Raw genomic sequence first — 19,422 nt, forward strand, 5'->3', positions numbered from 1 at the left:
CGGGGGCCGTAATCTGGGGGCGTGAGTTCCGAAGAGTTCGAGGCCGTCCGTACCTCCGCGCAGCGGGCCGCCGCGGCCGCGCCGGGGGTTCGCGCCGCGGGGGGACCGGCCGTCGACGCCGCCCTGCGGACCGCCGCCGAGCTGCTCCGCAGCCGGGCCCCGGAGCTGCTGGCCGCCAACGCCGCGGACGTCGGCGCCGCCACCGCCGCCGGCATGGCCGCCGGCCTGCTGGACCGCCTCCGTCTCACCCCGGAGCGCCTGGCGGACATGGCGACCCAGCTCGACGTCCTCGCGGACACCCCCGAACCGGACGTCGAGCGGTTCGTCCGCACGCTGCCGTCGGGGGAGCGGGTGTTCGAGCGGCGCATCCCGGTCGGCGTGATCGGCGCGGTCTTCGAGGCCCGCCCGAACGTGACGATCGACGTGGCCTCGCAGGTCCTCAAGGCCCGCAGCGCCGCCGTCCTGCGCACCGGGTCCGCCGCGCTGGGCAGCGCGACCGCCCTCGTCGAGCTCGTGATCGCGCCCGCCCTCGAGAGGCACGGCATCCCCGCCGCGGCCGTCCAGCTCGTCCCGCTGCCGGGGCACGCGGGCGCCGAGGCGCTCGTCGGGCTGCCGGACCTGGTGCCGCTCGTCGTCGTCCGGGGCAGCGGGGAGGTCACCCGCAAGCTGTCCGCGCTCGGCGCCGCCGCGGGCACCCGCGTCCTCGCCCACGCCGACGGTGGCGGGGTGCTCTACCTGGACTCCAGCGCGGACGATGCGGTGGTCGAGCGCCTGGTGCACGACAGCACGGACCGGCTCGGCGTCTGCAACCGGCTGAACCTGCTGCTGATCGACCGGCCCGTCTACGACCGGCTGCTGCCGGTCGCGGAGAAGGTGCTGCGGGACCGGGGGATCGCGCTCAGCCTGCCCCCGCACGCGCACGCCCTGGGCCACGAGTGGGCGCTCGACTCCGGCAACGAGGCGCACGTGACGGTCGCGCCCGTCGACGGCGCGGTCGACGCGGCCCTCACCGCAGCGCGCGAGACGTCCGGTCTGGCCGCATGCATCTGCGCCGAGGACGAGGCGGTCGCGCACCGCTTCCTCGACGCCTACACCGGCACCGGCGCGTTCTGGAACACCCCGACCCGCCTGCTCGACGGCTACAAGCTGCTCGGCCTGCCCGAGACCGGGATCAACGTGGACCACACGCCCGGCCCGCGGGGGCCGGTCACCTACCCGGACCTGGCGCTGCGCCAGTTCGTGGTGCTGCCGCCCGCCTAGGATCGGTCCCGGCCGCAGGGCGGCGTTCTCTCGAGGAGGAGCCACCATGGCGGACACGACGGAACGCCGCGAGGCGGCTCGGACCTGGCCGCTGTTCCGGGACTCGGGTCAGCCGCGGATTCACGCCACCCGGCGGACCGACGCCGTGATGACGCTGGTCTCGGTCTGGTTCGTCCTCGGGCTGTTCCTCGGCGCCTACGCGCACGCCAACTTCCCCGAGCTCGGGTCGGTCTTCGGGTGGCGCGACACGGTCGAGCCGGCGAGCGGGTACGGGATGACCTCGAACCTGCAGGGCCTGCCTCTGGTGATCGGCGCGGTTCTCCTCGTGGTGGCGGGACTGTGGTTCGGGCCCTGGGCGCGGCGGGCGCAGGGATCCTGGTGCCGCCACCCTCATGATCTGGCTGACGATCAACGCCGCCGCGCGCAACTCCACCGCCTACGTGCGGTTCCGGGGCTCGGCGCCGAGGTCGGCGGGCGCCGTCGAGATCGAGCAGACGGTCGGGCCGGGCGCGGGGGCCTGCTGGTCCTGGCCGCGGGGATCCTCGCGCTCGTCGTCGCCGTCGTCGCCGTCGTGCTGATCGGGGTGCCCGGTCCGCGGAGCGGCGTCCGGGCTGACCACCCCGTCCGCAGGCGGGTCGTCGGTGTGCCGGGCTAGGGTCGGATCCGTGTCAGCGACAGAACTTCACCGCGTGACCCTGCCGAACGGGCTGCGGGTGCTCCTGGTCCCGGACCCCGCCACCCCCGTCGTCGGTGTCGCCGTGCACGTGGACGTGGGCTTCCGGTCCGAGCCCGAGGGCCGGACGGGGTTCGCGCACCTGTTCGAGCACCTGATGTTCCAGGGCAGCGAGAGCCTGGAGAAACTGGCGCACTTCCGGCACGTCCAGGGTTCGGGCGGGATCTTCAACGGCTCCACCCACCAGGACTACACGGACTACTTCGAGGTCCTGCCCGGCGCGGCGCTCGAGCGTGCGCTGTTCCTGGAGGCGGACCGGCTGCGCGCACCGAAGCTGACCGAGGAGAACCTGCGCAACCAGGTCGACGTCGTCAAGGAGGAGATCCGGCTCAACGTGCTGAACCGGCCCTACGGCGGATTTCCGTGGATCCTCCTGCCGCCGGTCCTCTACGACACGTTCCCGAACGCGCACAACGGCTACGGGGACTTCTCCGAGCTGGAACAGGCGAGCCTCGACGACGCCGCCTCCTTCTTCGACACCTTCTACGCCCCGGGGAACGCGATGGTCACCGTGCACGGTGACTTCGGGTCGGCCGGCGGGGTCGACGGGGTGATGGCGCTCGTCGAGAAGCACTTCGGGGACATCCCCGCAAGGCCCACCCCGGTGCGGCCGTCGTTCGGCGAGCCGGTCCCGGGCAGCGAGAAGCGGCAGTCCGTGCCGGACGCGCACGCCCCGCTGCCGGCGCTCGCCGTCGGCTACCGGGTGCCGGACCCCACCACCGACCTCGACGGGTACCTGGGGCACTCGCTGCTGGCGTCGGTCCTGAGCGAGGGCGAGGCGGCCCGCCTTCAGCGCCGGCTGGTGCACGCGGACGGGCTGGTCACGGACGTCTCCGCCAGCAATGGCCTGATGGGCGGCCCGCTCGACGCCCGGGACCCGGACACCTTCACGATCACCGCGGTGCACCCCGGGACCGTGGACCCGGACCGGGTGCTGGGCGCGATCGACGAGGAGCTGGACAAGCTCGCCGCCGAGGGCCCGAGCACGGACGAGCTGGCCCGCCAGTCCGCCCGCTGGGCCGCCGCGCTGCACCACGAGGACGACCGGGTGATGTACCGGATGCTCGGCCTCGGCGCGCGCGAACTGCTGTACGGCCGCGCCGAGATCGCCACCGAGCTGCCCGCCCGGATCGCCGCCGTCACACCGGAGCAGGTCCGGGCCGCCGCCGAGGCACTGCGCTCGGCCGGACGCGCCGTGCTGCTCGTCGAACCCGCCGCCGGAGAGGAAGGGGACGCGTGAGCGCGCCCACCACGCACCGCACCGCCGAGGAGATCGGCCGCACCGGAACGGGGCCCCGGCCGCTGCCGCCGCTGGGCGACACCCGTGAGGTGCCGCTCCCGGACGTCACCACGACGACCCTGCCCAACGGCCTGCGCGTGCTCGCCGCACACCGCTCCGGGGTGCCGATGGTCGAGATGCGGCTGCGGGTCCCGTTCGCCGCGCCCGGGGACACCGCGGACCCGGCGTTCACCGCCCGGGCCGAGTTGCTGTCGTCGACGATGCTCACCGGCACCGCCACCCGGGACCGCGTGGGCATCGACGACGAGCTGGCGTCCGTCGGCGCGGACCTCGGAGTCGCGGTCGATCCCGAGCGGGTCCTCGTGCACGGCTCCGGCCTGGCCGCGGGCCTGCCCGTGATGGTCGGCGTGCTCGCGGACGTCCTCACCGCCGCGGCCTACCCGGACCGCGAGGTCGTCCGGGAGCGCGAGCGGCTCGTCGAGCGGATCAGCGTCGCCCGCGCCCAGCCGAGCACCGTCGCCCGGGAGGCGCTGCAGCGAAAGCGGTTCGGCTCCCACCCGGTCGCCCTGGAGATGCCGACCGGGGAGGCCGTGGCCGCCGTCGAGGCCATCGAGGTGCGCGCCCTGCACAGGGCGGGCATCGTCCCGCGGGGTTCCACCCTGGTGCTCGTCGGGGACATCGACCCGGACGCGGCGATCGCCGCCGTCACCGAGCAGCTGGCCGGCTGGACGTCGTCCGCACGGGCCCACGAGCTCGGTGCGCCGCCGATGCCCGCGCCGAGCGATCTCGAGCTCGTCCACCGGGCCGGGTCCGTGCAGTCGCAGCTGCGGCTCTCGGCGCCCGCGCCGCGAAGGGCGGACCCGCGCTACGCCGCCTTCCAACTCGCCAACCTGGTGTTCGGCGGGTACTTCTCCTCGCGCTGGATGGAGAACATCCGCGAGGACAAGGGCTACACCTACGGGGCGCACTCGGGCGTCGAGTTCCTGCCCGGCGGGGCCGTGCTCGGGGTGGAGACGGACGTCGCGAGCGACGTCACGGCCGCCGCGCTGCTCGAGACCCGCTACGAGCTGGGCCGGATGACGGCCGTCCCGCCCACGGTCGACGAGATCGACGCCGCCCGCCGCTACGCGATCGGCGCATTGCTGATCTCGCTGGACAGCCAGGGCGGCCTCGCCTCCACCCTCGCCGCACTGGACGCGGACGGGCTGTCGGTCGACTGGCTCCGCGAGCGCCCGGTCCGGCTCGAGGCGGTGACGCCCGAGGAGGTCGCGGAGATCGCGTTGGAGTTCTTCGCGCCCAGCCGGTTCACCGGTGTGATCGTGGGCGATGCCGAGGTCGTCGGGCCGCGGCTGCGGGCCCTGGGCGGGATCAGTACTGGAGGAATCGCGTGACGAAGGCTGCAGGAGACTTCAAGCTGGTCCAGCCCCCCGTGCTGTCCCGCTCCACGGTGGCGCGGGACGAGCCGCTGCGTCTGGACGTCGAACGGCAGAAGGCGGGCTGGCCGAACGCCCGGGTCGTCGTCGTGGACGAGAAGGGCCGCACGCCCGTCGAGTGGACGACGCCGCCGCCCAGCGCGTTCCGCGAGGGCGACGCCGCGGCGTGGGACGCCGCCACCGGGACGGGTGCGCGGCTCAAGACACGCGCGGCGCGGGACGTCGCGGACGCCCCGCCGGCCGACGCGGTGGTGCTCGGCGAGGAGGACGGCGTCGCCTACTGGGCCATGCGCGGCGGCCCGGACCTCGTCGCGGGGGACGACCCCTCGGAGTGGACGGACCTGCGCGCCGTCGGCGCCGAGCTCGACGCGCTGGGCGCGGGCCTGCTGACCGGTGCCGTCGCCGTCCTGAACTGGCACGACGCCGCCCGGTTCTGTTCCCGGGACGGCTCGCCCACGGTCCCGCACAACGCGGGCTGGGCGCGCCGGTGCACCGCGGAGCAGCACGAGGAGTACCCGCGCACGGACCCGGCGATCATCTGCCTCGTCCACGACGGGGCGGACCAGGTCCTGCTCGCCCGGCAGCCGGTGTGGCCGCAGGGGCGCTACTCGGTGCTGGCGGGCTTCGTCGAGGCCGGCGAGTCGCTCGAGGCGTGCGTGGTGCGGGAGGTCGGCGAGGAGGTCGGCCTGGACGTCACGGACATCCGTTACCTCGGCAGTCAGGGCTGGCCCTTCCCGCGCTCGCTGATGGTCGGCTTCCACGCCCTCGCGGACCCGTCGCAGCCCCTGCGCCCCGCGGACGGCGAGATCGAGGAGGCCATCTGGGTCACCCGCGCCGAGGTCAGGGAGGCGATGGAGAAGGGCGACTGGGCGGCGCAACCGGAGCCCGGGCAACGCCTCGTCCTGCTCCCCGGCAGCATCTCGATCGCCCGGTCGATGCTCGAGTCCTGGGCCGCGCAGGGCTGACCCAGGGGCTGACACACGAGTTCGCGGGCCCACGCGCATGCTGGAACATGTGCGCGAGCCCGCGAACTCGTGCGTGAGCAGCCGTCAGACGACCGTGAGCTTCTTCCTGACGTCGGCGAAGCTCGGGTTCGTCGCGGTGGTCTCGTCCGGGAAGAGGACGGTGGGGACGGTCTGGTTGCCGCCGTTCACACCCTCGACGAAACGCGCCGCGTCCGGGTTCCGCTCGATGTCGATCTCACGGTAGGCGATCCCCGCCTCGTCGAGCTGGAGCTTGAGACGGCGGCAGTAGCCGCACCACGTGGTCGAGTACATCGTCAGCTGAGCCATACCCTCCTCAACGCTCCACGCCCGGGACGGCCTTCCGACCGGCATTGTGCCGTGGATCACTCGTCCGCACGCGTGTTCGAGACCCTGCCTCCGGCTGTCGGGGGCGCCTGTCAGGATGGCCGGGTGACCGAGACGCTGCTGGACACCCGACTGGACGAGGAGCAGACGGCGGCGGTCACGGCTCCCCGCGGCCCGGTGTGCGTCCTGGCCGGGGCCGGCACGGGCAAGACCCGCACGATCACCCAGCGCATCGCGCACCTCGTCCGGCAGGGGCACGTCGCGCCCGGCCAGGTCCTCGCCGTCACCTTCACCGCGCGGGCCGCCGGCGAGCTGCGCACCCGGCTCCGCGCGCTCGACGCCTCCGGGGTCCAGGCCCGCACCTTCCACGCCGCCGCCCTGCGCCAGCTGCGCTACTTCTGGCCCCGCGTCGTGGGCGAGGAGCGGCCGTGGCAGCTGCTGGACGGCAAGCTCCGGCTCGTCGGCCAGGCCGCCGCGCGGGCGAAGGCCGGCACGGACTCGGACTCGCTGCGGGACCTCGCGAACGAGATCGAATGGGCCAAGTCCAGCCTGATCACCCCGGAGGACTACCCGGCCGCGGTGGCCAGGCTGCGCCGGGACGTGCCGGGCCCGGCCGAGCAGGTCGCCCAGGTCTTCGCGGGCTACGAGCTGCTGAAGAACCGCGCCCAGGCCCTGGACTTCGACGACCTGCTCCTGCACGTCGCCGCCGCCCTCGAGGAGCACGGCGCCGTCGCCGAGGAGTTTCGGGACCGCTACCGCTGCTTCGTCGTCGACGAGTACCAGGACGTCACGCCGTTGCAGCAACGCGTGCTCGACGCCTGGCTCGGGGACCGGGACGACCTGACGGTCGTCGGTGACGCGAACCAGACGATCTACACCTTCGCCGCCGCCACCCCGCGGTACCTGCTGGACTTCCCGCGCCGCTTTCCGGAGGCCACCGTCGTGCGGCTGACCCGGGACTACCGGTCCACGCCCCAGATCGTCGCCGCCGCCAACACCGTGATCGGCGCCGCCCGCGGCCGGGTCGCCGGGAGCCGGCTGAAACTCGTCGGTCAGCTCCCGCCGGGACCGGACCCGGACTTCTCCGAGCACGACGACGAGCCCGCCGAGGCCGCGGCCGTCGCCGCCAAGATCCGCCGGTTGATCGCCGACGGCACCCCGGCCGGCGAGATCGCGATCCTCTTCCGGATCAACGCCCAGTCCGAGGCCTACGAGCAGGCGCTCACCGAGGCGAAGATCCCGTACCAGGTCCGCGGCGGCGAACGCTTCTTCCTCCGCCCCGAGGTGCGGCGGGCGATGATCGCGTTGCGCACCGCCGGGGCGAGCGGGCAGGACACGGACCTGGTGGACACCACCCGCCGCGTCCTCGCCCAGATCGGCCTGAGCGACGAGCCGCCCCAGGGCGCGAGCCAGCGTGCGCAGTGGGAGTCCCTGCTCGCGATCGTCGGGCTCGCGGAGGAACTCGTCGCCGTCGAGCCGGAGGCGGACCTGCGCCGGTTCTCCCTGGAGCTGCAGACCCGGGCGGACGCGTCGCACCCGCCGGTCGTCCAGGGCGTCACCCTCGCGTCGCTGCACGCGGCGAAGGGCCTCGAATGGGACTGCGTCTTCCTGGTCGGTCTCGTCGACGGGACGCTTCCGATCCAGCACGCGGAGGGTGACGAGGCGGCGATCGAGGAGGAGCGCCGGCTGCTCTACGTCGGCGTCACCCGGGCGCGGCGCGTCCTGCGCCTGTCCTGGGCGCTGTCCCGCTCGCCGGGGCGCGGCAAGCACCGCCGGCGCAGCCGCTTCCTCTACGGCCTCATTCCGGACGAGCACCCGGCCTCGCGGATCCCGCAGGGCGGGCGGCCGTCGGAGGGCGGGGTGAAGCCGCGCTGCCGGATCTGCGGCGGCCCCCTCATGGGGACGGACGCGATGAAGCTCCGCCGCTGCGGAGACTGTCCGTCCGATGTGGACACGGAGCTGCTGGACCGGCTCCGGGTGTGGCGCAGCGAGGAGGCGAGGGGACAGGGGATCCCCGCCTACGTCGTCTTCACCGACGCCACGCTCACCGCGATCGCCGAGCACCGGCCGGCGGACGTCGCGGCGCTCGTCGGCATCCCCGGGATCGGCGCCCGGAAGCTGGACCGGTACGGCCGGGCCGTCCTTGCGCTGGTCAGCGAGGCGAGCGAGTGATCCGGCCAGCCCAGAGACTTCTTCTCAAATCAACGGATTAATTCGGTTGTGCCGCTCCGAGCGGTCCTTCTAGTCTCTTCACACGGACGGAACACGGCAGCCCGTCCTCCGGCATGACACGACTCGAACGACACCGATCCGCAGACAGGAGGTGGGCGACATGGAGACCAACACGATGAGCACCGGCAGCACCGGCTACGCGTGCGCGGTCGTCCCCGTCTCCGCCTTCGCGGGCACGGCTGTCGTTCGCGGTCGCGCGCTCCTCCTCGGTGGCGTCTCCACCGTGACCGGACGTGTCCGCATCGCGGGCGTGCGTCGGGTCGAGGAGCAGAAGTGGGTGCCGCTGACGATCGATTCCCCGCTCTCGCACAAGTCCACAGGTGTGTCCGTTCCAGGGCAGCTGCATCGACATCGAACGTAGCTGCGCACCGGCCGACGAGTTTCGGGGCCGCGGAACCCACACCAAGGGGTCCGCGGCCCCTTTTTTGTGTTCAGAACAGCACCCCTGCGCTCGGACAGGACCGGTTCACCAGATGGAACAGCAAGTCCTCCCACCACAAGGACGTCTCTCACCCCAGGAGGTAGTGGTGCTAGTCAGATCAACCCCGTTCGACGGCGGGGGCTCGACGGCCGAGCTGGAGGACGACGACCTCGTCCCACCCCTCGGCGGCCTGCTGAGCGCGGTCCCGGAGACGGAACTCGACCTGCCGTGCCGCAGCGGCGACGCCGACCTCTGGTTCGCGGAGTCCCCCGCGGAGCTGGAGCGGGCGAAGGGCCTCTGCTCCCGGTGCCCGATCAGGAGCGAGTGCCTGGCCGGGGCGCTGCGGAGGGAGGAGCCCTGGGGCGTGTGGGGCGGCGAGATCTTCGAGCGGGGCGCCGTGGTCCCTCGGAAGAGGCCGAGGGGCCGGCCGAGCAAGGCCGACCTCGCCCGGGACAGGGCCTGGGCCGCGACCGCATCCGCCTGATCCACCCGAAAGCCGCGCTCGACACCGACCGCCCCCCGGGGCCGATCACCGATCTGAGGAGACCTCCGATGAACTACCTCACCTTCCGCACCCGCCCGTCCGACACCCGCGTGCCGACCCACACCTCGCTGGAGAACGTCATGTTGCTCGAAGAAGCCCTCGCTCGATCACGACAGCACGACGCCGAGGAGGCCGCGCGCAGGTACCGCCAGGCGCGCGAGCTGACCGCGGGGCGCCTCTGGTCCCGGCTCGCGGCCTACGCCGCCCGCCGGGCCGAGCGCGCCCGCGTGACCGGCTGACGTCGCCCGGGCCCGCGACGGCCGGTGGCCCGGCGCCGTGGTGCGCCACCTCGTCGGGGCCCCGTCGCGGTACGAGAGGACGCCCGCCCGGTTCGCTACCGCCCGGGCGGGCGTCGTCATGTCCTCGGACTACGTCGCGGCGTCCGCCTCGAACAGCTCCGGCTGCCAGTGCCCCACGATCCCGCGCAGCGGCACGTCCGCCTCGAGCTGGCAGAGCACCCCGAGCGTGCCGAGCGTGACCCGGTGCACCAGCAGGTACTGGGGCGGGAGGTTGAGTGCGCGGCCGGTGTCGAACTCCGGGCTGCGCAGGTCCCCGACCCGTCCCGCCTGTGCCTGCAGCCAGGCCCGGGTGAACCGGAACCGCTCCGTGTGCAGCGGCTCGGTGAAGGGCGCCAGGTAGCCGAGCGCCTCCGCCGCGGTGATCTCCGTGCCCGCGCGGACGAACCCCTCGTTCCGCATGAGGTCCATCAGGTCCTCGGGCCGGTTCTCCAGCGCGAACTTCGTCATCTGCACCAGCGGCCCGGGCAGGCCCTCCGGCAGCCGGGCCACCGCGCCGTAGTCGACGACGAGCAACCTCCCGTCGCCCAGGATCTGGAAGTTCCCCGGATGCGGGTCCGCGTGCAGGAGATGGGCCCGGTACGGCGCGGAGTAGTGGAAGGCGGCCAGCCGCGCGCCCGCGTGGTCCCGCTCCTCGGTGGTACCGGAGCGGATGACGTCGGACAGCTTCCGCCCGGTGACCCACTCGCTGACCATGGCCTTCGGCGCCGACGCGACGACGGCCGGCACCTTGATCTCCGGGTCGCCGTCGAACACCGCGGCGAACGCCCGCTGGTTCGCGGCCTCGTCCCGGTAGTCCAGCTCCTCGACCATCCGGTCCTGCAGCTCCGCGATGAGGGGTTTGATCTCCATGCCGGGGGCGAGCGGGGCCAGCAGCCGGCTCATCCGGGACAGTTGCCGCAGGTCCGAGACCAGAGCGGCCTCGGCGCCCGGGTACTGGACCTTCACGGCCACCTCGCGGCCGTCGCGCCAGACGGCCCGGTGGACCTGGCCGATGCTCGCGGCGGCGGCCGGGGTCTCGTCGAACTCGCGGAACCGGGTGCGCCAGCCGCGGCCGAACTGCTCGGCCAGCATCCGATGGACGTCCGCGCCCGGCATCGGGGGCGCCGCGGTCTGCAGCTTCACCAGCGCCTCGCGGAACGGCTCCGCCATCTCGTCGGGCACCGCGGCCTCGAAGACGCTCAGCGCCTGGCCGAACTTCATCGCGCCGCCCTTGAGCTCGCCGAGCACCGCGAACAGCTGCTCGGCGCTCTTGGCCATCATCTGCGCGGAGATCTCCTCGCGATCCCCGCCGGCCATCCGGCGACCCCATCCGGCCGCGGCCCGCCCTGCCGCCCCGAGCGGCAGGCTCGCGAGCTTGGCCGTTCGTGACGCCGTACGGCGTGGTATGTCGCTCACCTCATGATTGTCTCCCGAAGCCGCGGAGTCGGCCACGTAGCCGACGTCGCACCCGCCCCGCAGGGGCAGTCCGGATGCGCGTCCCACAGCCGGCGCTTGACGGTGCCGGAGCGGGCGTTGAGCTCCAGGGTGGCCCCGATCGACGGCGGGGCCGGGCTGCCGCCCGAGGGGCCGTCGAGCGCCGCGAGCGCCTGCGCGGCGCCGAGCGCGGCGGTGGCCGCGAGCGTCGCGGGGTCCGCGCTGCCGCATGTGCCCGCGAGCTGCGCGGCGATCTCCGGCCAGGCCTCGTCGCGCTGTGCCCGATCGAGTTCCACGCACCGCACGCACGGGGTCCGGCCCAGCAGCACCAGCGGTCCGACGAGCCCGAGACCGTCCCTGACCAGCACCGGGAGATGGTCCGTGCGGTTCGCGAGCAGCCGGGTGACGACGAGCGGATCGGGTACGACGGCGTCCGCCAGCACCACGAGATCCGGGCGGAGGCCGCGCGGCGGCGGCCCCGTGCACGTCTCCGGCGCGACCCGGCGCACGACGTCGGCGAGGGCCTCGGACCGCAACCGGCCGACGTCGGCGTCCCCGTACCCGCACCCCACGTCCGCGCCCGGGACCACCCCCGCCGCGGCGACGTGCACGGTGCCGATCCCGCACCGCGCGAGCGCGCCGGCGATCCCCGCGGCGAGCGGCCCGTCGCCGCGGACGACGACCGTGCCGGCCGCGCGGTGTCGTGCGACACGCTCCGGCTCCGCGGCGTCGACGAGCGCGCCGGCGTCGAGCAGGTCCCGCACGAGCGACCGGGCGTCGTCCGGCGGGACGCCCCGGGCCGTCGCCCCGGCCAGCCAGGCCTCCGTCGCCACGGGCGCGACGAGCCCGTCGAGCAGCAGGGCCAGCGGTTCGGCCAGGTCGTCGACGGCGAGCGAGCGCGCGGGGTCCAGGCCGATCCGACGGCCGTGACCGCCGTGGGTGAGCAGGGGAAGGTGCGGGGCGAGGACGATCCGGGGCGGCAGCACGGACCCACCGTCCCCGGCGTCGTCGCGCGGCGCGAACGTCCGTCCACAGATCCTTCCCCCTGTGGGCAACCGTTGTGGACAACTTCTCACAGCGGACCGGACGGCCCGCCGGGGCGCCGCGACGCCTAGGGTGGGGTGATGGCGAGCCCTGCGGTCGTCGAGGTCAGGCGTAGTGACCGGCGACGTCGGATGGTCAGCGCCCGGCGCGAGGGTGACACGGTGATCGTGTTCATCCCGGGGTGGATGAGCGAGTCCGAGGAACGGCGCTGGGTGGACGAGATGGTCCGCCGCCTCGAGCGCAGCGAGGCGAAACGGCGGTCGCCCGGCCGGCACGGGGACGACGCCCTGCGCCGACGATGCCTGGAGCTGTCCCGGCGGTACCTGGGCGGCAAGGCGACTCCCACGACCGTCCGCTGGGTGCCCCCGATGCGCACCCGCTGGGCGTCCTGCACGCCCGCGGACGGCACCATCAGGATCAGCGAGAAGCTGCGCGACGTGCCCGGCTGGGTGGTGGACTACGTGCTGGTCCACGAGCTCGCGCACCTGCTGGAACCCGGTCACGACGGCGCCTTCTGGGCCCTGGTGCGCCACTACCCGCGCACCGAGCGGGCCATGGGCTACCTCGAGGGGCTCTCCGCGGCCGCGGGACTCGGGATGGTCGGCACGGACGGCGAGCCCACGCCGGCGCTCGGGGACGACGAGCAGTCCGCCGTCACCGCCTGACCCGCGCACGCGAACGGGCCGCCGGGAGATCCCGGCGGCCCGTCCGTGACGTGCTCAGCTGCGCGGGGCGGGGGGCTCGTCCGGTCCGTCGTCCTCCGTCGAGGCGTCCTTCGGCTCGTCCGACGAGGAGCCCGACGTCTTCTCCGCCTCGGCGGCGGCCCGGGCGTCCGCCGCGAACTGCTTCTCCAGCTCGGCGATCGGGTCGTTCGTGTCCCGGTGGGACACGAACCCGGCCGGGTCGTCCAGGTCGTCCGCGACGGGCAGCAGGTCCGGGTGCGCCCAGATGGCGTCCCGGCCCTCGATCCCGCGCTCCTCGGTGAGCAGACGCCACAGCTCGGCGGCGGAGCGCAGCTTGCGCGGCCGCAGCTCCAGCCCGACGATCGAGGCGAACGCCTGCTCGGCCGGCCCGCCCGAGGCGCGACGGCGGCGCAGCGTCTCCCGCAGCGCCTCCGCGCCGGGCAGCCGGTCGCCGACGGCCTCGGCGACGACGGCGTCCACCCAGCCCTCGATCAGGGCGAGCAGGGTCTCCAGCCGGGCCAGCGCCGCCTTCTGCTCGGGCGTGGTCTGCGGCTCGAACATGCCGGACTGCATGGCCTCCTGGATGGAGGCGGGGTTCGCCGGGTCGATGTCCCGGGCGATCTCCTCGATCCGTGAGGTGTCGATGGTGATGCCCCGCGCGTACTCCTCGACGGCGCCGAGCAGCCGCTCCCGCAGCCAGCCGACGTGCGCGAACAGGCGGTGGTGCGCGGCCTCGCGGGCGGCCAGATAGATCATGACCTCGCTGGCCGGGCGGTCCAGGCCCTGCGTGAACCTCTCGACGGCCTCGGGCAGCAGCGCCGCCGTGCGGCCCGGCCCGACCGGGAAGCCGATGTCGGTGGACGTCAACACCTCGGCCGCGAGCTGGCCCAGGCCGCTCCCGAGCTGCGAGCCGAACGCGAACCCGCCCATCTGGCCGATCATCGCCAGCATCGGCCCGGCCGCGGCGCGGACCTCCTCGGGCAGCCCCTCGACCCAGGCGCCGGAGACGCGCTGCGCCACCGGGTCGCACAGCCGCTTCCAGGTGGGCATGCTCTCCTTGACCCACTCCGTCGGCGTCCACGCGACGGTCTCGGTGGCGCCGGCGGGGAAGTTCGTGGCCGGGTCCAGCCACAGCTCCGCGAGCTTGACGGCGTCGGACACCGCGGCGCGCTGCGCGTCGGTGAGCGACGACGTCGTCTGCGCGAGCTGCTGGGAGGCCATCTGCGCGGCGAGCTCGTAGTTGACCGGGCCGTCGCCGCCGGAGGCCTGCGCGCTGCTCAACATCTGGCCGAGCTGGGTCAGCATCTGACCGAGCTGGCTGACGTCGAAGCCGCCGGGGCCGCCCGCGCCGGGCATGCCCGGCAGACCACCCGGGAAACCGGGGATCCCACCCGGGAACTGGCCGCCACCAGGCAGGTTGCCGAGGCCGAACGGATCATTGGGTCCATCCGGGGTGTTATCTCCCTTGTCGCCCGATTCGTCCCGCGGGCGATTGCGGTCGCGATCCGGGTCGCGGTCGGAAGGGCCGAAGCCGAACGGGACGTCACTCATGGCGTCCACGGTACGCGGGTCCGGACGGTCCCGGCGGCTTCCCGGCCCGGCTTCGCCGGGCGCGAAAGCGCCGGTCACGGGGTCCCCTCACACGGGAACTCCACAGGCCGTCCGTAGAGTTGTCCCAGCAGGGCACGCCACTGGGCCCGGCGTTGCGGTAGGCGGGACGACACCCGGGTGCGCCTCCTCCCGCCGTCGTAGCCGGGTCCGACGGTGACGTCCGGCCGAGTCCGACCCGACCTGTAGGAGCGTGCCCGTGGCCATGCGGCCCCCGGTGGGAGCCCCGTCTCTCTCCCGCCGAACCAGGATTCTGCTCATCGCGGCCGCCGTGCTCGTGGTGGTGCTCCTCGGGGGCTCCCGGGTGGTCGACTTCTACGTCGACTTCCTGTGGTTCGGCGAGGTGGGCTTCCGTGGCGTCCTCACCACGGTCCTGTTCACCCGGATCGTGGAGTTCATCGTCGGCGGCCTCCTCATGGGCGGCGCCGTCGCGCTCACCCTGTGGATCGGCTACCGGTTCCGGCCGGTGTTCGTGCCGGTCACCGGGCCCGAGGACCCCATCGCGCGCTACCGCACGGTGATCATCTCGAGGCTGAAGCTGTTCGGCATCGGGATCCCGGTGGCCGTCGGCATCATCGCCGGGCTCGCCGCGCAGGGGGACTGGCAGACGGTGCAGATGTTCCTGCACTCCACACCGTTCAACCAGACGGATCCCGAGTTCGGCTACGACATCAGCTTCTACGCCTTCGAGCTGCCGTTCCTGCGGCTGCTGCTGGACTGGCTGTTCGTGACCGTGGCGGTGAGCTTCGTCGTCGCCGTCGTCACGCACTACGTCTTCGGCGGGATCCGGCTCAGCGGCCGCTCCGGTCAGGTCTCGGCCGCGGCCCGCGCGCAGCTCGCGATCCTCGCGGGCGTTTTCGTGCTGCTCAAGGCCGTCGCCTACTACCTGGACCGCTTCGAGCTGCTGTTCTCCGACCGCAACCCGAACTTCAACGGCGCCACCTACACGGACCTCAACGCCGTGATGCCGGCGAAGCTGATCCTGCTCTTCATCTCGATCATCTGCGCCGCGGCGTTCTTCGGCGCGGTGTTCCGCCGGAACCTGCAGCTGCCCACGATCGCGGTGGTGCTGCTGGTGCTCTCCAGCGTTCTGGTCGGTGCGGCGTGGCCCGCCGTCCTGCAGCAGTTCGTCGTCGCGCCCAACGCGAACGAGCGCGAGGCGCCGTCGATCGAGCGCAACATCACCGCCACCCGTGCGGCCTTCGGGCTGACGGACGACAAGGTCACCGTGCAGCCCTACAGCGGCACGTCGGCGGCCACCTCCACGCAGATCCGGGACGACGCCGCGACGGTGCAGAACATCCGCCTGCTGGACCCGAGCAAGCTGGCGAAGACATTCACCCAGCTCCAGCAGCGACGGAACTTCTACGGCTTCCCGGACAAGCTGGACATCGACCGCTACACCGTCGGCGGGACGAAGCAGGACTACATCGTCGCCGCCCGCGAGCTGGACTCCAGCGCCCTGACCGGCAACCAGCAGGACTGGATCAACCGCCACCTCGTCTACACCCACGGCAACGGGTTCGTCGCCGCGCCGGCGAACCAGGTCAACGCCGCGCTCGAGGACACCGGCGGCCAGGGCGGCCTGCCCAACTTCACGGTCAGCGACACGACGACCCAGGGCGACATCCCGGTCACCGAGCCGCGGATCTATTACGGCGAGAAGATCACGGACTACTCGATCGTCGGGGCAGGGACTGGCGACGCGCCCCGCGAGTACGACACGGACAGCGCCCAGTTCACCTACAACGGCAAGGGCGGGGTGTCCATCGGCAACATCTTCAGCCGGCTCGCCTTCTCGCTGTACTACGGCGAGCGGAACATCCTGTTCAACAGCTCGATCAACGACAACTCGAAGATCATGTACAACCGTGATCCGCGGGAGCGTGTCGAGAAGGCCGCGCCGTGGCTGACGGTGGACAACGACCCGTATCCCGCGGTCGTCGACGGCCGGGTGCAATGGATCCTCGACGGGTACACCACGCTGCAGAACTACCCGTACGCCGCGCAGGTGCCGCTCGGGGACACCACGAACGACAGCCAGCTCGGCCTACAGGGGCAGCGCCTGCCGAACGAGACCGTCAGCTACCTGCGGAACTCGGTGAAAGCGACCGTCGACGCCTACGACGGCACGGTCACGCTCTACGCGTTCGACGAGAACGACCCGGTCCTGAAGACCTGGATGAGCGCCTTCCCGGACACGGTGAAGCCGGCCTCGGCGATCACCGACTCGCTGCGCGCGCACTTCCGTTACCCGGAGGACCAGTTCAAGGTCCAGCGCGAGCTGCTGACCCGGTACCACGTCAGCAACCCGGGTGAGTTCTTCTCCACGGTCTCGTTCTGGGACGTCCCCTCGGACCCGACGGTGCAGGGCAACACCGGCGCCTCGCAGGACGCCCAGCCCCCGTACTACCTGCTCACCGGCCTGCCCAACCAGCAGGGCGCGAGATTCCAGCTGACGAGCGCGCTGGTCAGCCTGAGACGCCAGTTCATGGCCGCCTACATGACGGCCAGCTCCGAACCGGACGACTACGGCAAGATCACCGTCCTGCAGCTACCGGCGGACACCCAGACGCTCGGCCCGCAGCAGGTCCAGGCGCAGTTCCTCGGCTCGCCCCAGGTGTCGTCCGAGCTCAACCTGCTCCGGCAGAACCAGACGACGATCGACTACGGCAACCTGCTGACGCTGCCGGTGGCCGGCGGTCTGCTCTACGTCGAGCCCGTGTACATCGAGCGGGCGGGACAGGACTCGTCCTACCCGCAGCTGGCCCGCGTGCTGGTGAGCTTCGGCGGCCGGGTCGGCTACGACGCCAACCTGGCGACGGCCCTGGACCAGGTCTTCGGGCCCGGCGCGGGCGCGGCGGCGAGCGGCACGCCCCCGCGGGGCGGCACCACGCCGAACAGGCCCACGACACCCGTGCCGACGGGGACGGGGGGCGCGGCGACCCAGGCCGCCGCGGCTGCGGAGATCTCGAGCGCGCTGACACAGCTCAAGGCGGCCCAGTCGTCCGGTGACTTCGCGGCCCAGGGTCAGGCCCTCGCCGCTCTGGACGCGGCCGTGAAGAAGTTCCAGGCGGCCCAGGGCGCGGCGACGCCGGCCCCGGCCACCCCCGCCTCGCCGGGGGGCTGATCACAGCTCGAGAACGGCACCCTCGGGGCGTTAGTCGCCCCGAGGGTGCCGTTCGGCGTTTCCGGGGCGGCGCGGCCCCGCCGAGGCGCACCGATCCCTGCTGTGGTCACGGCGCGGTGATCGCGAAGTCGGGAGCAGGAGCGACCCGTGGTGTCGGTGCTGCTCCCTGCATCGCGATCATGCTTCGGCCTGTGAGCAGCGCCACGAGAGTCTCCGTCGGGGGCCTTACCAGGGGAAACGTCGTCAGGGGCGTCCCGGGCGGAGCATCGCCGCAGGTCAGGGGCGGTAAACCGGTAAACCGACCCCCCGTGCGCGGACTGTTTTCCGGGGTGTAATGTTCTACCTACAAGAGCAACACAGCAACAACACAACAACATAGAAACACCAGAGTCCTTCGGGACTCAGCGGCGCGGGGTGGAGCAGCTCGGTAGCTCGCTGGGCTCATAACCCAGAGGTCGTAGGTTCGAATCCTACCCCCGCTACTAGGAAGAACGGCCCCCAGGACATCGTCCTGGGGGCCGTTCTCATGTCTCGGTAGTAAGACCGGTAGTACGAGCGGTCTCAGCCGGTGCCGAGGACGTCGTCCTGCGAGCGCTTCACCGCCTCCTCGATCATGCGCCCGATCAGGTCCGCCGCGGGCCGGTCCAGCCCTGTCGAGCGGTGTGTGTAGATCTGGAACGTGACGGCCGGGGTCGAGTGCCCGACGCGGTCACTGAGGATCTTGGGCTCGACACCCGAGTTCAGCGCGAGCGTCGCGTACGCGTGGCGGACGTCGTGCAGACGGATCCGCCGGGCGCCGGCGGCGTCGACGAGCCGGTTGAACCTGTCCGTGACCGAGTCCGGATGGGGCCGGCGCCCGTCCTGCCAGACGAACAGCCAACCGCCAGGGGCGTAGGCGCGGCCGAACGCCTCCCGCTCCTCGTCGAGCATCGCGAGATGCTCCCGCAGACCGGCCACGGTGAAGGCGTCGAGCGAAACCTCCCGGACGCCGGCGTCGGACTTGCCGTCCGACTCCTCTGCACGCCCGCCCACGGAGATCAACGTGTCGTCGATCTTCAGGGTGCCGGCGTCGAGATCGAGCAGGTCGCGGCGGACTCCGAGCAACTCCGAACGCCGCATCCCGGTTGTCGCGGCGAGCACCCAGAGGGCCGCGAACCGGTCCTGCTGCGCGTGGCGCAGCCACCGCGCGAGCTCGTCCATCGTCCACGGTTCCGGGGTCGTGCGTCCTCGCCGCCGGGCCCGGGGGAGCGCTGCGTGCTCGGCCGGATTGAACACGAGGTAGTCCCACGCGACGGCGTCGCTCAACGCGCGATGCAGCAGCCGATGGACGTTGCGGACCGACTTCGGGGAGAGGCCGGCAACGTAGTCGACGGGGATGCGCCCCCGCCTGTAGCGGGTCACGGCTTCCTTCGCCGACTGATACGAGGTGCCGCACGCCTTGCTCAGCTCCATAGGCCCCGGGCCGAGGCCGTTGCGGAGTTCTCGGTGGTCGCGCCAGTACTCGTACATCCGTCCGTTGCCGTCCTTCTTGACCCGGCCGGCTTCGAGCAGGTGGACGTAGAAGGCGTTCAGGACCGGCACGGAGACGTCCTGCAGCTTCCGGTGCCCGATCTGCGGGAGGACGTACGCCTTCACGTTCGTCACGTAGTTGGCGTACGCGGAAGGCTTCAACGAGTGCTTGACGCTGGCCAGCCACTCCGTGAGGAACTGCTCGACGGTCCGGGTGGACGGCTTCACGTTGCGGCCGCGATCCATCTCGCCGTGCTTGCGCAGCGCCGCCGTCCACGCGTCGTCCTCGGACTCGAACCCGCCGGCGTTGAACCGCTCGCGCTTGCCGGTCAGGATGTGCGGCTCGCCGTAGATCGTGTACGACCACTTCCTCCCGCGGGCGTAGACCGTGATCCCGGGGACCCGGCGACGACTCGTGCCCGCCATCAGGCAGCCTCGTTTCCGTTGTCGGCGCTCGAGACCAGATCGACCAGCAGCGCGGTCACGATGTAGACGCGTCCGCCGAGGCGGCGGGTGGGAAGGTCGCCGGTGGTCGTGTACCGGTACGCGGCCGAGCGGCTGAT

General features: G+C 72.7%; 16 protein-coding genes and 1 tRNA gene. 12 read left to right on the top strand and 5 right to left on the bottom strand.

Annotation, left to right across the window (positions count from 1 at the left end):
• Positions 1–21: 21 nt before the first annotated feature.
• From JWP64_RS10495 to nudC, 5 genes are read left to right on the top strand one after another with little or no spacing between them, the layout of a single operon-like run.
• The gene (locus tag JWP64_RS10495) at positions 22–1,260 is read left to right on the top strand and encodes an aldehyde dehydrogenase family protein (RefSeq protein ID WP_297495296.1); all 1,239 of its coding nucleotides are present in this window, start codon (positions 22–24) and stop codon (positions 1,258–1,260) included.
• Positions 1,261–1,306: 46 nt separating this feature from the next.
• Positions 1,307–1,915, top strand: a complete 609-nt coding sequence (locus JWP64_RS10500) for a hypothetical protein (protein ID WP_297495299.1) — start codon at positions 1,307–1,309, stop codon at positions 1,913–1,915.
• A 10-nt stretch (positions 1,916–1,925) separates the two neighbouring features.
• A complete protein-coding gene (locus tag JWP64_RS10505) occupies positions 1,926–3,233 on the top strand; it encodes a pitrilysin family protein (RefSeq protein ID WP_297495302.1) in 1,308 nt (435 codons plus the stop codon).
• Complete coding sequence (locus JWP64_RS10510; RefSeq protein WP_297495305.1) at positions 3,230–4,624, top strand: pitrilysin family protein; 1,395 nt, start codon at positions 3,230–3,232, stop codon at positions 4,622–4,624. The genes JWP64_RS10505 and JWP64_RS10510 overlap by 4 nt, the downstream gene beginning before the upstream one ends.
• The gene (gene nudC / locus JWP64_RS10515) at positions 4,621–5,631 is read left to right on the top strand and encodes an NAD(+) diphosphatase (protein WP_297495307.1); all 1,011 of its coding nucleotides are present in this window, start codon (positions 4,621–4,623) and stop codon (positions 5,629–5,631) included. The genes JWP64_RS10510 and nudC overlap by 4 nt, the downstream gene beginning before the upstream one ends.
• An 84-nt stretch (positions 5,632–5,715) precedes the next feature.
• Here the strand turns inward: nudC and JWP64_RS10520 are convergent, their stop codons facing one another.
• Entirely contained in the window at positions 5,716–5,958 is a 243-nt protein-coding gene (locus JWP64_RS10520; protein WP_297495310.1) for a mycoredoxin, read from the bottom strand.
• 123 nt (positions 5,959–6,081) lie between these two features.
• Here JWP64_RS10520 and JWP64_RS10525 point away from each other — a divergent pair, with 123 nt between their 5' ends.
• The 4 genes from JWP64_RS10525 (at position 6,082) to JWP64_RS10540 (ending at position 9,412) form a co-directional block, all read left to right on the top strand.
• Entirely contained in the window at positions 6,082–8,148 is a 2,067-nt protein-coding gene (locus JWP64_RS10525; protein ID WP_297495313.1) for an ATP-dependent DNA helicase UvrD2, read from the top strand.
• 160 nt (positions 8,149–8,308) lie between these two features.
• Positions 8,309–8,569: a hypothetical protein gene (locus JWP64_RS10530; RefSeq protein ID WP_297495316.1), complete on the top strand. Its 261-nt coding sequence runs from the start codon at positions 8,309–8,311 to the stop codon at positions 8,567–8,569.
• 250 nt (positions 8,570–8,819) lie between these two features.
• On the top strand, positions 8,820–9,113 hold the full coding sequence (locus JWP64_RS10535; protein ID WP_297495368.1) for a WhiB family transcriptional regulator: 294 nt from the start codon (positions 8,820–8,822) through the stop codon (positions 9,111–9,113).
• Between the two features lie 68 nt (positions 9,114–9,181).
• Entirely contained in the window at positions 9,182–9,412 is a 231-nt protein-coding gene (locus tag JWP64_RS10540; RefSeq protein WP_297495319.1) for a hypothetical protein, read from the top strand.
• Between the two features lie 129 nt (positions 9,413–9,541).
• On the opposite strand, the gene JWP64_RS10545 is transcribed toward JWP64_RS10540, so the two are convergent.
• Positions 9,542–10,867: an AarF/ABC1/UbiB kinase family protein gene (locus JWP64_RS10545; protein ID WP_297495321.1), complete on the bottom strand. Its 1,326-nt coding sequence runs from the start codon at positions 10,865–10,867 to the stop codon at positions 9,542–9,544.
• On the bottom strand, positions 10,864–11,871 hold the full coding sequence (locus JWP64_RS10550; RefSeq protein ID WP_297495325.1) for a hypothetical protein: 1,008 nt from the start codon (positions 11,869–11,871) through the stop codon (positions 10,864–10,866). The genes JWP64_RS10545 and JWP64_RS10550 overlap by 4 nt, the downstream gene beginning before the upstream one ends.
• A 138-nt stretch (positions 11,872–12,009) precedes the next feature.
• Between JWP64_RS10550 and JWP64_RS10555 the strand changes: the two genes are divergently transcribed.
• Positions 12,010–12,594: a M48 family metallopeptidase gene (locus JWP64_RS10555; protein WP_297495327.1), complete on the top strand. Its 585-nt coding sequence runs from the start codon at positions 12,010–12,012 to the stop codon at positions 12,592–12,594.
• A gap of 54 nt (positions 12,595–12,648) precedes the next feature.
• Here JWP64_RS10555 and JWP64_RS10560 read toward each other — a convergent pair whose 3' ends face one another.
• Positions 12,649–14,163, bottom strand: a complete 1,515-nt coding sequence (locus JWP64_RS10560) for a zinc-dependent metalloprotease (protein ID WP_297495331.1) — start codon at positions 14,161–14,163, stop codon at positions 12,649–12,651.
• A gap of 262 nt (positions 14,164–14,425) precedes the next feature.
• Between JWP64_RS10560 and JWP64_RS10565 the strand changes: the two genes are divergently transcribed.
• Together JWP64_RS10565 and JWP64_RS10570 are read left to right on the top strand one after the other, a co-directional pair.
• On the top strand, positions 14,426–17,350 hold the full coding sequence (locus JWP64_RS10565; protein ID WP_297495371.1) for a UPF0182 family protein: 2,925 nt from the start codon (positions 14,426–14,428) through the stop codon (positions 17,348–17,350).
• A 408-nt stretch (positions 17,351–17,758) separates the two neighbouring features.
• Positions 17,759–17,832 (top strand) — tRNA-Met (locus JWP64_RS10570).
• Between the two features lie 79 nt (positions 17,833–17,911).
• On the opposite strand, the gene JWP64_RS10575 is transcribed toward JWP64_RS10570, so the two are convergent.
• Positions 17,912–19,285 carry a site-specific integrase gene (locus tag JWP64_RS10575; protein WP_297495333.1) on the bottom strand — a complete coding sequence of 458 codons (1,374 nt, stop codon included), beginning with the start codon at positions 19,283–19,285 and terminating at the stop codon, positions 17,912–17,914.
• Between the last annotated feature and the right edge of the window lie 137 nt (positions 19,286–19,422).

Source organism: Pseudonocardia sp. (assembly GCF_025465255.1).
Lineage (GTDB): Bacteria > Actinomycetota > Actinomycetes > Mycobacteriales > Pseudonocardiaceae > Pseudonocardia.

Excerpts from the sequence above, each read along its gene's own strand:
- JWP64_RS10500 (WP_297495299.1), top strand. The coding sequence starts at position 1,307 with ATGGCGGACACGACGGAACGCCGCGAGGCGGCTCGGACCTGGCCGCTG.
- JWP64_RS10520 (WP_297495310.1), bottom strand. The coding sequence starts at position 5,958 with ATGGCTCAGCTGACGATGTACTCGACCACGTGGTGCGGCTACTGCCGC.
- JWP64_RS10530 (WP_297495316.1), top strand. The coding sequence starts at position 8,309 with ATGGAGACCAACACGATGAGCACCGGCAGCACCGGCTACGCGTGCGCG.
- JWP64_RS10540 (WP_297495319.1), top strand. The coding sequence starts at position 9,182 with ATGAACTACCTCACCTTCCGCACCCGCCCGTCCGACACCCGCGTGCCG.
- JWP64_RS10555 (WP_297495327.1), top strand. The coding sequence starts at position 12,010 with ATGGCGAGCCCTGCGGTCGTCGAGGTCAGGCGTAGTGACCGGCGACGT.
- JWP64_RS10560 (WP_297495331.1), bottom strand. The coding sequence starts at position 14,163 with ATGAGTGACGTCCCGTTCGGCTTCGGCCCTTCCGACCGCGACCCGGAT.
- JWP64_RS10565 (WP_297495371.1), top strand. The coding sequence starts at position 14,426 with ATGCGGCCCCCGGTGGGAGCCCCGTCTCTCTCCCGCCGAACCAGGATT.
- JWP64_RS10575 (WP_297495333.1), bottom strand. The coding sequence starts at position 19,285 with ATGGCGGGCACGAGTCGTCGCCGGGTCCCCGGGATCACGGTCTACGCC.